This is a genomic window from Persephonella marina EX-H1 (genome assembly GCF_000021565.1).
GTDB classification, from domain to species: domain Bacteria; phylum Aquificota; class Aquificia; order Aquificales; family Hydrogenothermaceae; genus Persephonella; species Persephonella marina.
The window spans coordinates 573,640-588,436 of sequence record NC_012440.1; the positions used below are offsets into that span (position 1 = coordinate 573,640).

The 14,797-nt window shown below is 37.8% G+C and carries 13 protein-coding genes; 1 reads left to right on the top strand and 12 read right to left on the bottom strand.

The annotated features are described in order from the left end of the window. Position 1 precedes the first annotated feature (1 nt). Genes PERMA_RS03085 through murD form a run of 6 tightly spaced genes read right to left on the bottom strand, consistent with a single transcriptional unit; the run spans position 2 to position 5,848 of the window. Positions 2-685, bottom strand: a complete 684-nt coding sequence (locus tag PERMA_RS03085) for a cell division protein FtsQ/DivIB (RefSeq protein ID WP_012676392.1) — start codon at positions 683-685, stop codon at positions 2-4. Next, positions 672-1,583 (bottom strand): D-alanine--D-alanine ligase, encoded by a 912-nt coding sequence (locus tag PERMA_RS03090; RefSeq protein WP_012675276.1) that lies wholly within the window; start codon positions 1,581-1,583, stop codon positions 672-674. The genes PERMA_RS03085 and PERMA_RS03090 overlap by 14 nt, the downstream gene beginning before the upstream one ends. Next, positions 1,576-2,442, bottom strand: a complete 867-nt coding sequence (murB, locus tag PERMA_RS03095) for a UDP-N-acetylmuramate dehydrogenase (RefSeq protein ID WP_012676617.1) — start codon at positions 2,440-2,442, stop codon at positions 1,576-1,578. Before murB ends, PERMA_RS03090 begins: the two co-directional genes overlap by 8 nt. Next, complete coding sequence (gene murG / locus PERMA_RS03100) at positions 2,429-3,481, bottom strand: undecaprenyldiphospho-muramoylpentapeptide beta-N-acetylglucosaminyltransferase (protein WP_012675517.1); 1,053 nt, start codon at positions 3,479-3,481, stop codon at positions 2,429-2,431. Before murG ends, murB begins: the two co-directional genes overlap by 14 nt. Further along, a complete protein-coding gene (locus PERMA_RS03105) occupies positions 3,478-4,596 on the bottom strand; it encodes an FtsW/RodA/SpoVE family cell cycle protein (protein ID WP_012675872.1) in 1,119 nt (372 codons plus the stop codon). Before PERMA_RS03105 ends, murG begins: the two co-directional genes overlap by 4 nt. Next, positions 4,589-5,848, bottom strand: coding sequence for a UDP-N-acetylmuramoyl-L-alanine--D-glutamate ligase (gene murD, locus PERMA_RS03110; protein ID WP_012676696.1), 1,260 nt, complete (start codon positions 5,846-5,848; stop codon positions 4,589-4,591). Before murD ends, PERMA_RS03105 begins: the two co-directional genes overlap by 8 nt. Before the next feature lie 86 nt (positions 5,849-5,934). Here murD and oadA point away from each other — a divergent pair, with 86 nt between their 5' ends. After that, positions 5,935-7,776, top strand: a complete 1,842-nt coding sequence (gene oadA, locus PERMA_RS03115; protein WP_012676096.1) for a sodium-extruding oxaloacetate decarboxylase subunit alpha — start codon at positions 5,935-5,937, stop codon at positions 7,774-7,776. 16 nt (positions 7,777-7,792) lie between these two features. On the opposite strand, the gene PERMA_RS03120 is transcribed toward oadA, so the two are convergent. From PERMA_RS03120 to truB, 6 genes are all read right to left on the bottom strand, one after another. Further along, a complete protein-coding gene (locus PERMA_RS03120; protein WP_012676970.1) occupies positions 7,793-8,410 on the bottom strand; it encodes a DUF2173 family protein in 618 nt (205 codons plus the stop codon). 94 nt (positions 8,411-8,504) lie between these two features. Continuing rightward, positions 8,505-9,959: an NADPH-dependent glutamate synthase gene (gene gltA, locus PERMA_RS03125; protein WP_012675377.1), complete on the bottom strand. Its 1,455-nt coding sequence runs from the start codon at positions 9,957-9,959 to the stop codon at positions 8,505-8,507. Between the two features lie 13 nt (positions 9,960-9,972). Further along, positions 9,973-10,881, bottom strand: a complete 909-nt coding sequence (gene argF / locus PERMA_RS03130) for an ornithine carbamoyltransferase (RefSeq protein WP_012676271.1) — start codon at positions 10,879-10,881, stop codon at positions 9,973-9,975. Positions 10,882-10,971: 90 nt separating this feature from the next. Further along, positions 10,972-11,880, bottom strand: a complete 909-nt coding sequence (locus PERMA_RS03135) for an aspartate carbamoyltransferase catalytic subunit (protein WP_012676077.1) — start codon at positions 11,878-11,880, stop codon at positions 10,972-10,974. Between the two features lie 48 nt (positions 11,881-11,928). After that, the gene (locus PERMA_RS03140) at positions 11,929-13,893 is read right to left on the bottom strand and encodes an EAL domain-containing protein (protein WP_012675572.1); all 1,965 of its coding nucleotides are present in this window, start codon (positions 13,891-13,893) and stop codon (positions 11,929-11,931) included. An 11-nt stretch (positions 13,894-13,904) separates the two neighbouring features. Beyond that, the gene (gene truB, locus PERMA_RS03145) at positions 13,905-14,786 is read right to left on the bottom strand and encodes a tRNA pseudouridine(55) synthase TruB (RefSeq protein WP_012675844.1); all 882 of its coding nucleotides are present in this window, start codon (positions 14,784-14,786) and stop codon (positions 13,905-13,907) included. Positions 14,787-14,797 lie beyond the last annotated feature (11 nt).

The following is a 14,797-nucleotide window of genomic DNA, read 5'->3' on the forward strand; positions in this document are numbered from 1 at the left end:
CCTATCTCCTTACAACAATCATTGATTCAAAACTCAGATTTATATAGGAAAACTCATTGATATCTCTATTTTTAAAAAAGATCTTACCCCTTCTTATACTTTTATCTAAATCTTCAGTACTGAAAACAACCGTTTTGTCATTCTCAAGCACGCAGCTTATCTGACTTTTATTAACTATATACTTCTTAACCTTAAATATTTTACTGAAATTCTCATTTATCTTTTTTATCTTCCTCAATTTTTCAGAACGGATACTATTATCATTATATATTACTTTAGGCAGATGGGATATATTTACATCCCTGTAGTACCTCATATCTATAGGAATTCCATCTTCGTCAATGACCTGTTTTTTTCCTCTGTGGTAGATGACAGCAAAAGGTTTTCTCTCAAGTATTACGAGATCAACGCTCCCTACAAAAAGCCTGTTTATCTGTACCTCTTTTACAAAGTTGTACTTTAAAAGCTCCTCCCTTACCTTTTCTTTGTTAAGGAAAAACCAGTTTTCCTTCTCAAAAATTCTTTTTATATCCTCTTTTTTAAATTTATCCGTTCCAAGAACTGTTACTTTTTTAACAGAAAATATCTCTTTTACTACAGGGATTGTTGGTGAGAAATATCCGAAAAGTGCACAGATCAAAATCCATACTGAAAGAATAAAGATCTTTATCCTACCCGTCTTCATTTAAAGCACCTTCAATAATTTTTAAAATCAAACTTTCAAAATTTATGCCCTTTACAGCAGCTGCTTTTGGTATGAGGCTGTGGTCTGTAAGACCGGGAATCGTATTCACTTCTAAAAAATAAGGTTTATCTTTATCAAGTATAAAGTCAACCCTTGCTACACCTTTACATCCCAGAATGTTGTATATTTTCAGTGCTGTGTTCTGTATCTTTCTGTAAAGTGAAGATTCTATCTCTGCCGGACATATATATTCAGTCTCCTGAGAAATGTACTTGTTATAGTAATCGTAAAAACCTTCTTTTACTTTAATCTCTATAATATCAAGAGGCTCTCCATTTAAAATTCCTACCGTTATCTCTCTACCTTTGATAAATCTCTCAATAATAACCTTACTGTCTATCTTTAATATCTCTCCAACAGCTTTCCCAAGCTGATCCTCATTTTCTACGATTTTAACTCCTATTGATGATCCTTCGCTGTTTGGTTTTACAACGACAGGATATCCTAATCTCAGATCATTTATCTGATCTAAATTCTGGATTGTGTAGCCTTCAGGGACTGTTATCCCTTCAGCTTTCAGTATATCTTTTGTGAGTGATTTGTCCATACAGATTGCACTTGTTTTGAGATCGGATCCTGTGTATTTTATACCTAGGAACTCCAGTACACCCTGAATTGTACCGTCCTCTCCTATCTTCCCATGAAGGGCGATAAATGCAAGATCTGGATTGTAATCGGTTATCTTTTTTATAAAATCCTTTCCTTCCGCAGGATCAAAAACACTGTACTGAAAACCAAGTTTTTTTAAGGCATTTTCTACAGCTTTTCCAGATTTTATGGAAATCTCTCTTTCAGAAGAAGACCCTCCATATAAGAGTGCTATTTTGAGCTTATTCAACAATCCTGATTTCCTTCTCAAGTTTTATTCCAAAATATTCTCCCACTAACTTTTCGGCAGTTTCCAGCAGTTTCTTTAACTGATCGTAACTTCCATGACCGTAATTTACTGTAAAGTTTGCATGCTTTTCTGAAAAACCAACATCCCCCACTCTGAATCCTTTAAGTCCAGCTTTATCAAGTAGATAACCTGCAGATATACCGTCAGGATTTTTAAAGGTGGATCCTGATGTTGGAAGATCAAGGGGCTGTTTTATATTTCTCTCCTTAAGATGTTCCTTTATGATCTGTGGTATATTCCTTTTTGATTTTCTTAGCTTTATCTTTACTCTGTATATAAAGCCCTCTTTCTGAAACTGGGTGTATCTGTACCCGTAATCTATCTCATCTTTAGATGAGACAGTAAGTTTTCCCTCACTGTCTATCCATTCAACCTGTTCAACAATATCAAATATCTCAGATCCAAATGCTCCAGCATTCATAGCGACAGCACCACCTACCGAAGCTGGTATTCCCGATAGATTCTCAAACCCTTCAAGATTGTATCTTTTAACCAAACTCACCAGTGTTTTAAAACTGACACCCGCTTCAGCTGTTATTACGGCGTGATCTTCAGATCTTTCTATCTCATACCTTTTGAGTTTTGATGTTGATACAAACAGATGATCAAGAATGCCGTCCCTGAAAACTGTGTTACTCCCCACACCAAGGGGAATTATCTTTTTTCCGCTGTCCTGTGATATCTTCAAAAGCTGTATAATATCTTCAACACTTTTTGGAAAGTAAACCCTTTTAGCTGTTCCACCGATTCTTATAGTACACAGCTTCGACAGGTCAACATTCTCTTCATAATCTATCATTCTCTATCTCTTTTAAAATTTTTTCTGCTGTATCAATAATACTATACTTTTTTATATTTCCCTGACTGTTTTTGTCCAGATATTCTCTAATTTTTTTGTATAATAGCTCATCATCTAACTGATCATCCCTTATAATCTCAGCCTCACCTTTCTCTTCAAGCCATCTTACATTATAAAACTGATGATCTGATGCTGCGTAAGGATATGGAACAAAGATAGCAGGTTTCCCGTAGTATACTATCTCCCAGACACTTCCAGCTCCTGCCCTTGATACCACTAGATCAGCAGCAGAGTATAAAACTCCCATCCTGTCGTAATACCTGTATATCTTTACATTCTCATTATTACTTGTATCTGTATACCCTTTTCCTGCAATAATTATAAACTGAACATCCTTCATTCTCCCAGCCACTTTAAGGGCTGTTTCTGTAAGTTTTTTTGCTCCCTGACTTCCCCCAAAAACAAGGACTGTTTTTCTTTCACTGTCTACACCTAAAATATCCCTTGCTCTCTCTTTCCCAAGCTCTTTATCTTCAATAATATCCTTTCTCAGCGGAAAACCTGTAAGAACAGTTTTTTCTGCCGGGAAATACCTTCTTGAGTGGTCAAATGTTATGAATACCTTTTTTGCAAACTTTGATAGTAAAAGGTTCGTGTAGGAAGGAACGGAGTTCTGTTCGTGTATGTAAAGATCCTTACCTGTCAGTAATGCTGATAACCCAAGTGGCAGGGATGCATACCCGCCAAATGTTATAACAAATTCAGGATCTTCCCTTTTTATAATACTTCTTATGCTTAGAGCTGTTTTTAAAAGCTTGAGTGATGAGACTATCTTACCTTTGAAAGATCTTCCCCTTACCCCTTTTATGTCATAAAGAAACACTTTTTCCGCTGGAAACTTTTTCTTCCCCTCTATACCGTTTTCTGTCCCAAAGTAGTACACACTGTATCCATTTTCTTTTAACTTTTCTGCAACCGAGACTGCAGGATAGAAATGTCCTCCTGTTCCGCCTCCTGCTATAAAAACCTTACCTTTCAATGCAGTCTCCTGTGGAAAGCTGTTTTAACAGGTTCTTTTGATAATCTTAACAGTATCCCTGCAGAAAGGGACATAACAAACAGTGAGGTCCCCCCATAACTTACAAATGGAAGGGTAAAGCCTGTTGGTGGAAGAAGGCTTGTATTAACTGCAAAATGGAAAAATGCCTGAATGACTATCAGAAATGTCAAGCCAACTCCAAGAACCTGAGAAAATCTGTCCTCAAGCTTTATACTTATATTTATACCCTTCAGGAGTATAACAAGGAATATTATCACAAGAAATGAAGCTCCTAAGAATCCAGTCTCCTCTCCTATAAGGGCGTATATATAGTCTGTATGTATCTCAGGAAGATATCTGAGCTTCTGAGTTCCAGCTCCAATCCCTTCACCTGTTAAACCACCTTTAGAGAACGCAAGTATAGACTGGAAAACCTGATAGCTGAACTGTTCCTTATATCCCATAGGATCGATCAGAGCCAGTATTCTTTTGTATGCGTATTCGGATGAGAAAAATATATACAGGAAAACAGGTACTGCAACTACCGGGAATATTACAAGTTTTTTCCAGTCAAAGTTGGCAGAAAACATTATCAGAAATGTGAGTATAAGTATAAAAAATGCAGCACCTTTATGAGGTTCAACAAGTATAAGAGCCGAGATTAAAGCAGGAACAGTAATTGCAGATATTATAGCCTCCCAGCTTTTAAGATACTTTTCCTTCCTGTGGATAAAGTTTGCAAGGAATAGAACTGTTGATATCTTTGCCAGCTCTGAAGGCTGAAACTTAAAAAAACCTAAATCTAACCATCGTTTAACGGATGTTCCCTTTATCTCTGCAGGAAATATGAGAACCATTACAAGAAGTACTATGCTGATAATAACAGCTGGATATGAGATCTTCTTCCAGAAGTTTACAGGTGTAAGGTATGAAGCTACCATAACTGAGAAGCCTATAAATACCCACAGTATCTCTTTTTTTAGATAGAGATAAGGATCTTTATTGTTTATAAGTGAAGGGACTGATGTTGCACTGAAAACAAAAACTATACCGTATATAAAAAGAATTATGAAACACAGGAGAAGTATCCTGTCAAAATAAAAATCCCTAACCATCCTTTAATTTCCTTACTATACTTTTAAATATTTCCCCCCTTTCCTGGTAGTTTTTGAACATATCAAAACTTGCACAGCCGGGAGATAGAAGTATCACATCTCCTTTTTCGGCTTTTTTAAATGCGGTGTTAACAGCATCTTCTAAACTTTCCTTGATCTCAGCCTTAACATAATCCTTTATCATACTGTAGATACTTTTCCTGTCCCTCCCTATGATAAAAACTTCCTTTACTGAGTTTAAAAGCTCATCCCTGAGATCTGAGAAATCGCCACCTTTGTTTATACCACCTGTTATAAGTATCACTCTTTTCCCATCAAAACTCTGGACAGCCTTCTTGACAGCCTGGACTGTTGTTGCTTTAGAGTCGTTGTAAAAATCAACACCATTTATACTCCCCACATACTCCATTCTGTGAGGTAGAGGTTTGAAGCTCTTTAATCTCTCCTCTATCGTTTCAGGATCAATGCCGTAAATGTATGCTGTTACAACTGATGCCATAATATTCTGAATGTTATGGATACCTTTTAGATGGATATCAGATAGTCCGAACTTGAATTTAAAGCCGTTTATTTTTAAAACTATTTCCGAACCATCATAGTACGCCCCTTCAAGATTGTCAGGGAGAGGTGACAGTGAGAAATAGTACCTTTTTCCTTTTTTTGGGGTGTTTCTTACAACCTGATCATCAAAATTCAGAACGGCAGGATCTTCCTCTTTCATATTCCTGAAAAGTCTGTACTTTGAAAGTCTGTAATGTAAAAGCTTCTTATGCCAGTCAAGATGATCAGGATAAAAATTTAGGAATACAGCGATATCAGGCCTGAACATCTCTGTTGAGTAAATCTGGAAGGAAGAAAGCTCTAAAACAACTGTATCTTTCCCTTCTGAAACTATATCACTGAAAGGAGTACCGTAATTACCACCTATATCAGCTTTTTCTTCCCCTATTATATGGTGTATAAGTTTTGATGTTGTTGATTTTCCATCTGTACCAGTAACAGCTATTACACTTCCATCAAAAAATCTGTAAGAAAACTCTATCTCCCCTACAACAGGTATCTTTCTTATTCTTGCTTCTTTATAAATCCTGTGAAAAAAAGGGATTCCAGGAGATACAACTATAAGATCAGTATTCTCAAGTAGGTCTGTGTTGAAATCTGTATCATCCGTTATTTTATAGGGTATACTCTTTTTCTTTAAAAGCCTTTCAACCCCTTTACCTGTTTTTCCCTTACCGTAAATGAGAATCAATTAAAAACCCTTAATTTTCATATTTCCAAAATATTGTATAATATATGAAATCTTTTGAGGGTAACAATTATTTAGGGAGAAACAGAATGGGAAGAGTTATAGAGTTTACAGATGTTACACTTAGAGATGGACAGCAGAGCTTGCTTGCAACAAGGGTAAGAACTGAGGATTTACTGCCTGCTGCTGAAAAACTTGATAAGGCAGGTTTCTGGTCACTTGAGGTATGGGGTGGAGCAACATTTGATGTATGTCTCAGATACCTTAAGGAAGATCCCTGGGAAAGACTGAGAAAGTTCAAAGAAGCTGCCCCAAACACAAAACTTGAGATGCTTTTAAGGGGGCAGAATATAGTAGGTTACAGACATTACCCTGATGATGTTGTAGAGGCTTTTGTTAGAAAAGCTGCAGAGAACGGTATAGATGTTTTCAGGATATTTGATGCTTTAAATGATGTGAGAAATATGGAGGTTGCCATATCTGTAGCCAAGGAAGAGGGAAAGATAGTAAAGGGTGTTCTTTCATACACAATAAGCCCTGTCCATACTGTTGATTACTTTGTAGGTATAGCAAAGCAGCTAAGAGATCTTGGTGTTGACATAATATCAATTAAGGATCAGGCCGGCATACTTTCACCAAAGATAGCATATGAGCTTGTTGGAAGACTTAAAGAGGAAGTAAAGCTTCCTGTTCACCTTCATGCTCAGACAACGTCAGGGATGGCAGAGATGACCTGCCTAAAGGCTGTTGAGGCTGGCTGTGATATTATTGATACCGACGTCTCAACGTGGTCATGGCTTACAGCCCATCCTGCAAATGAAACGATGGTTTATGTTCTTAAAGAGTTTGGTTATGAGACAAAGATAGATCTCTCTATAATAGAGGAGGTTGCAGAATACCTGAAAGAGGTAAGAAAGAAGTACAAGAAGTACGACACAGCGGAGAAATGGCCAGATTCACAGGTCTTAATACATCAGATACCTGGTGGTATGATGTCAAACTTTATAAATCAGCTTAAAGAGAATGACGCCCTTGATAAACTTGAGGATGTTAAGAAAGAGGTTGCAAAGGTAAGGGAAGATCTTGGATATCCTCCACTTGTGACACCTACAAGTCAGATTGTTGGCACACAGGCTCTTTTAAATGTTCTTCAGGGTGAAAGATACAAGGTAGTGACTAAGGAAACAAGGGATTATGTGAAAGGGCTTTACGGAAGACCACCTGCTCCAATAAAACCAGAGATAATAGAGAAGATTATAGATGGCGAGGAGCCAATACAGGTAAGACCTGCTGATCTACTTGAGCCAGAGCTTGATAAATGCAGTGAAGAAGCACAGAAAGTGGGAGCAAGAAGTGAGGAAGATATACTCTCTTACTGTCTTTTCCCTCAGGTTGCCAAGGAGTTCTTTGAGTGGAGAGAGAAGTATGAAAAAGGAGAGGCTTTACCGCCAGAGGTGGAAGAGATAACAGAAGAGGAAGCGTGTGTGACAAAAGCTCCTATAGAGTTTAATATCACCCTCCACGGTGAGGTCTACCATATACAGATCGCAGGTGTTGGAAGTCCAGTTGAAGGTGGAACACCTTATTTTGTGAGGGTAGACGGAAGACTTGAAGAGACTATTGTCCAGCCTATAAGGGAGATTGAGGTTGGCGAGAGGATGGAAACCTTACCTGAGGGAGGTGTTCCTGCTGGAAAGAGGCCTAAGGCAAAGGATATGGGAGATGTAAGCTCACCAATGCCAGGTAAGGTTGTTTCTGTGAAGGTATCTCCAGGAGACAGTGTGAAGAAGGGAGATGTCCTCCTGGTTGTTGAAGCTATGAAGATGGAAAATGAGATACACTCACCTATAGATGGTACCGTTGAAGAGGTTTATGTAAGGGAAGGGGATCAGGTTAACCCTGATGAATGTCTCATAAGGATTACACCTTAGGGGATTTCTCCCCTTTTTATCTTATGTACTCCCTGAAGCTCTCACTCTTTATAACAGCCCATTTTCCAAGGGATGAACACAATGTATGTTCCTTTCCTTTTATGAACCATCCTAAGAGCGGATACCATATCAACCCTGAGACTACAGAGAGCATATCAGCCTGGAGTTTAAAGAGAATATCGTTTGTGTTGACAATACTGTCAAAAATCTTTATCTCCTCATCTGTAAAATCGCCTTTATAATCAATAATGTCCCCGTACTCAGAGACAGAGCCTGCAGCTTCCACACTCTCTTCAAGGATAAGTTTATCAAGTGGCGTTTCTTTTATCTTCTTATAAAGATCTTTCAGTTTATCAGATGTTTTAACGAGGACTGTGTACTTATCATCAAAGAATATGGAGTATTTTTCACTTGAAGCGCTACAGAAATCAATTGGGATTATATCGTACTTCCCTGATATAAATTTCCACCCCTCTGCTTCTAAAAGGGCTATATTGTAGTTTATCAGACTCATTGAATGTATAAACCTTTCATGATCCTTTGGGAGACCCTCGAGTGATAACAGAACCTTTTTTGACTCTTTATCAAGGATGAACATAGTGTCCGGATGTTTTAGAAAATCCTCAAATCTCATACCGCCCTCTTTGTAATAGTACATTTAATATTAAAAGATAGAGACTGTAGATCATTATGGCAATAAAAAAAGGGGCTTTAAAGCCCCTTTATCTTTAGTTTTCCTTTTCGTATTCCCACTTACCAGTCATCAGGTACTCATGTATTGCGTCAGCAGCATCTCTTCCATGTCTTATTGCTGTAACAACTGTATCACCACCGTTAACTACATCACCACCTGCAAATATCCCCTCAATATTCGTTCTGTATCTTTTATCAACAGTTGAGAGGTTATTCCATTTATCAATGGCAAGTCCTTCAACATTTTTATAGGCCGTAGGGTTGTCTCCCTGTCCAACAGCCATAATAACAACATCACACTCTATTGTATGTTCTGATCCTTCAATAGGTTTTGGTCTTGGTCTTCCTCCTTTTTCATCAGGAACAAGCTCCATCTTTATACATTTTAGACCCACAACCTCACCTTTCTCGTTTCCTATAACCTCAACAGGCTGTGTTAACCAGTGAAGGTGACAGCCTTCCTCAGCGAGGTGATCCCATTCTTCGTCCCTTGCAGAGGATGTATCTCTTGTTCTTCTGTAAACAACATGTGTTTCATTTCCAAGTCTTATTGAGACTATCGCACAGTCAACAGCTGTAAATCCACCACCTATAACAGCCACTCTTTTACCTTTTGGTATCTCAACATCCTCGTCTGGCGCGAGTAACGGATGAACCTCACCAGTATTTACCTTCATTAAAAATCCTATAGCTGTGTAAACACCTTTCAGATCCTCTCCAGGGATTCCCATCTTCTTTCCTCTACCTGAACCGACACCTATGAATATAGCGTCGTAATCCCTTCTGAGATCATTTATGGTGATATCCTCACCAATTATCACACCGGTTTTTATCTCAACACCAAGCTTCTTTATAAGTTCTATCTCATAATCAAGGGCTTCCCTTGTAAGTCTTGGCTCAGGTATGCCGTATCTCATAACACCACCTGTATAAGGGAGAGCCTCAAATATTGTTACACTGTGCCCTTTTCTCGCAAGGAAGTAAGCTGCAGCAAGACCTGCAGGACCAGCCCCTATTACAGCAACTTTTTTACCTGTTGGTGGTTCTTTCTCATCTACCCATTCTATTCCAGATGTTCTCACACTGTCAGCAACAAATCTCTCAAGGGCTCCTATAGCAACTGAAAGACCGTTGTCTTTAAATGTGAGAACACATGTACTTTCACAAAGTCTGTCTACAGGACAGACCCTACCACATACCGAACTGAAAGGAGATGTCTGTCTCAGTATTTTATATGCATCAAAAACCCTGTTCTGCTGTATAGCTTCAATCCATTTAGGCATATCATTTTCTACAGGACATGACTCAACACATGTAGGTCTGTTACATAGAAGGCATCTGAAAGCCTCGTCCTTGGCAACTGTATGCCCATATCCAAATGTGAACTCTTTAAATGTTTTTGCCCTTACATCAGGTGGAAGCATGGGCATCGGATTTCTGTCGTGTCTTCTATATACCTTCTTCTGTCTTTTTCTCTTCTCCTGCGCCATTACAAACCTCCTTTTATTTGAATAGTAAGCTCATTAATGCTTTCTGTGCATGAAGTCTGTTTTCAGCTTCATCAAAGATAACATCCGAATACTTCTCAAATATATCCTCGGTTATCTCCTCACCTTTGTGTGCAGGTAAGCAGTGCATAACAATAACATTCTTGGATGCGTGTGATAAAAGATCACTGTTTACTGTGAAACCTTTGAAGAGCTCTTTTTTCTCTTTCTCTCCTTCCTGACCCATACTAACCCAGACATCTGTGTAAACAACATCAGCCTCCTTTACAGCCTCAACAGGATCGTTTGTTATCTGAATCTCTGCTCCAGACTTCTCAGAGAGCTTGAAAGCTTCATAAACGGCCTTTCCTGATGGCTCATACCCTTCAGGCGTCGCAACAGAAACATTAAAACCTACAAGACCTCCAGCTATAAGCCATGTGTTTGCAACATTGTTCCCATCTCCAACAAACGCAACCTTTATACCTTCAATCTTCCCAAGTCTCTCGTATATCGTCTGGAGATCGGCAAGTATCTGACAGGGATGGAGATAGTCTGTAAGGGCATTTATAACAGGTTTATCAAAATATCTTGATAGCTCCTCAACCTCGCTGTGAGAGTACGTTCTTATAACTATACCGTCAAGGTATCTTGACATAACCCTTCCGGTATCTTTTATGTCCTCACCTCTGCTCATCTGTGTTGAGGATCCCTGAATGTATATAGGCTGTCCACCCATCTGGTAGACACCTACCTCAAAGGAGAGCCTTGTTCTTGTTGAAGGTTTCATAAATATAAGACCTATAGACTTTCCCTTTAATGTCTGATCTTTTATCTCACCTTTTTTTAGTTTTACTGCGTACTCTATTATCTGGAATATCTCATCTCTGTTAAGGTCTGAGATATTTAAAAAATCCCTTTTCAACGGTTATTCCTCCAATATATTAGGTAAAAAATATAACATTGTTTGATTTTTTATTCAAGAATGGGTGCAGTACAGGGATTTTATTGTTGTTTAGTTCTGTAGTAGATATCTGTATATAGCCATTCTTGTGAAAAGACCGTTTTCCACCTGATCCAGTATAAGACTTCTATCCCCATACACAAGTTCACTCTGCATCTCAATACCTCTGTTTACAGGACCTGGATGCATTATGACGGCATCCTCTTTGAGAAGGTTAACCCTTTCCTGATTAAGCCCATACCTTATTGAGTACTCGTTTAATGTTGAGAAGAACACCTTTTTCTGTCTTTCAAGCTGTATCCTCAGGAATATAGCCACATCTTTCCCCTTCAATGCCTCATTAACATCTGTTGTGACGTAGTCAACCTCAAAAACCTCAAGATGTCTCGGAAGCATGGTCTGTGGGCCGCATATCGTTATTTCTGCACCTAACATCTTTAAAAGCTTTATGTCTGATCTTGCCACCCTGCTGTGAAGTATATCCCCAACTATTACAATCTTCAGTCCTTCTATCTTCCCTTTCTTTTCAAGAATGGTAAAGGCATCTAAAAGAGCCTGTGAAGGATGCTCATGTGTTCCGTCCCCTGCATTTATAACTCTGGATTTTACTTTGTTTGCTACGATATGTGCAGCGCCTGACATATAATGTCTTAAAACTATAAAGTCTGCATTCATAGCCTCAAGGGTTTTTATTGTGTCGTAAAGTGTTTCCCCTTTTTTTACAGAGCTTGAAGATCCTGATATATTTATCGTATCGGCTCCTAATATCTTGCCTGCAAGTTCAAATGATGTTCTTGTTCTTGTTGAGCTTTCAAAAAATGGGAGGAGTATTGAGTATCCTCTAAGGTCTGTAAACTTTGTTTCCCCGTTTTTATATTTTTCCTTGTAATCTCTGAACAGTTTATATATACCTTCAAAATCCTTCAGTTCAATATTATTTACAGATATTAAGTTTTTCAAACCTCTTCTCCGTATTTTTTATAAATATTATAAACTGATGGAGAAGTATTAATCTATAACTTCCATTATTTTATCCTCTGGAACGGGTTTCCCAAAGTAGTAACCCTGTCCGTAGTCACATCCGTTTTCTATGAGAAATCTAAGCTGTTCTTCAGTCTCAACACCCTCAGCTATCGTTTTAAGATTCATACTTTTTGCCATTGATATGATCGTTTTCACTATCATCTCATCATTTCTATCTCTGCCAATACCTTTTACAAATGATCTGTCTATCTTTAGGAAATCAACAGGAAGTATCTTCAGGTAGTTCAATGATGAGTAACCTGTTCCAAAATCATCTATGGCTATCTTTATCCCTTTTTCCTTCAGATTTCTGAGTTTTGTAATATTTTCTGATACACTGTCCATAATCGCCGTTTCTGTTAGCTCTATAACTATCCTGTCTGGAGGTATATCTGAGTTCTCCAACGATAATAGAAAGTCTCTGTCAAACATAGGCTTGTTCAGCTGTATAGATGATATGTTAACAGACAGTTTTATATTCTGGGGTACTTTTTTTGAGAATTTTAGAACAGAGTTAAGTATTCTCTCGCCAAGTTCCACAATCAGTCCCGTCTCTTCAGCAACAGGTATTATGTCTTTAGGAAGAATTACTGTTTCGTTACCATCATTAAGCCTGAAAAGTGCTTCAAGACTGTCAATCTCACCTGTTTTCAGGTTTATTATTGGCTGGTAGTAAATCAGAATATTGTTTTCCTCTATAACCTTTCTTATCTTCTCCTTAAGGTTTAGTATCCTTGTTATCTCGGAGTATATATTCTTTGAGAAAAACTCAAAGCTTTTGCCAGGTGTTCTTTTGGCCTTAAGTAATGCTATCTCTGCATTTTTATAAAGATCATCAGGATAAACACCATCTTTGGGAAATACGGACACACCCATCTTTATCTCAACGAATATCTTAAAACCGTTTATGCTGTACTCACCCTCAACAGAGTTGAAAACATCCTCTATCTTTCCTGTCAGCTTCTCAAAACTTCTGAATGCGTAAAGTAAGATACCAAACTTGTCATCACCTACCCTTGCTACAGAATCAACATCTGTCATTAACTCTTCAAGTTTTTTTGATATTGATATAAGAACCTTGTCACCTGTTTCATACCCATACTGTTTGTTTATTATCTTAAAGTCCTTTATGTCAATAAGGATAACTGCAACGAGATGGTTATTTTTCCTTGCATAATCAAGGGCTTTTTTGAGATTTTCTATAAACTTTTTTCTGTTAGGAAGTCCTGTAAGCTCATCATGGCTGTAAAGATAGTTCAGCCTTTTTTCAAGCTCAACCTTTTCCGTCCTGTCAACGCAGACACCCATCCCTGCATACTTTCCCTGATATTTTATCGTTGTTGTAATAAGTTCAAGATGCTTTTCTTTCCCGTCTTTTGATATTATTGTCAGAAGGTCGTAATGCTTGTCCATCATCTTTCCTGACAGTCTATCATTTATCGTTTTTATAACATCCTCTCTGAATTTTGGATGAACTATCTCCCACGGTCTTATCTTTTTCAGCTCCTCTTCAGAAAAACCTGTTATCTCCTGGAATGTTCTGTTTGAGAATATAAATGTCTCCCTGTATATGAAGCTTCCTGCCGGTGATTTTTCTATCAGTGTGTTAAGCAACTCTCTCATCTCCTGTATGTCCTTCTGTGTTGCCTCAACAAGGAACACAAGAAGCCTGTTTTTTAGTTTATCTATTACCGGAAAAACAAAAACAGCAAAGTTCTTATCGTTTATTTTTATCTTCTGTGCAAAATATCTGTTTTTTTCAAATGACCTTTTTAATCTATCAAATATAATGTCTTTAAATATTTCTACTATATTCTTACCCTTCAGATGATTCTCTTCTTTTTGCAGAAATCTTTTAAACATCTCATTTGAGAACAGATAGTCTCCACCTTCAGTAAAAAAAGCTATACCGTTTAGATGATTTTCCATAATGTCACTGTCTAACTCCATCAACCCTCCAGTTAAATAAAAACTTTAACTGGCTGTAGGATCTGGTTTTCTTTAATCTCCCCGATACCAAGAAATCTCTTATTTTTATCAAGTACTTTAACTAAACCTTTAATACTGTAAGGAACCTTAAATCTCTGCCCTTTTATAAATCTTTCGTCAAAAACAGGATCTAATAAAATCTCTGTAAAAAAATATAAAGCATCTTTTATATCTATTAATCTACTTTCTATATCCTGTTCTGTCATCCTTAGAAGTTCTTCTAATTTAATAGCGTTTTCAACACTAAAAATGCCAACCTTAGTTCTCCTCAGGCTTTTTACATATGCCCCACATCCTGCTTTATCACCTATCTCTTTTACAAGACTTCTTATGTACGTTCCTGAACTGCAGTGAACTTTTATTGTGAAAAAGGGCATCTCAATTTTTAATATCTGAATGCTGTAAATTGTAACCTCCTTTGGCTTTAACTTCACCTGAATGCCTTTCTTTGCTAGCTGGTATGCCCTTTTACCTTCAATCCTTTTTGATGAATAGGGGGGAGGGGTCTGGAGGTATCTTTTTTTAAATGAAAGTATGATATCCTTCAACTGGTCTTCGTCTATTTTACACTCCTTCTCTTCTATCACTCTACCCTGCCTGTCGTATGTATCTGTTATCTTCCCGAGCTCTCCTGTTGCTATGTACTCCTTATCAAGTCCCTGAAAGTACTCTGTAAGTCTTGTTGCTTTCCCAACTGTTATGACCATAAGACCTGATGCGAAATAATCAAGCGTCCCGGTATGACCAACCTTTATCTCTTTTCCGGTTATCTGTTTAAAATGCTTTTTTATCTTCTGAACAAGATGATTTGATGTTATATTTTCAGGTTTATCAACCAGAAGTATCCCGTCCATGCCCACCTTCT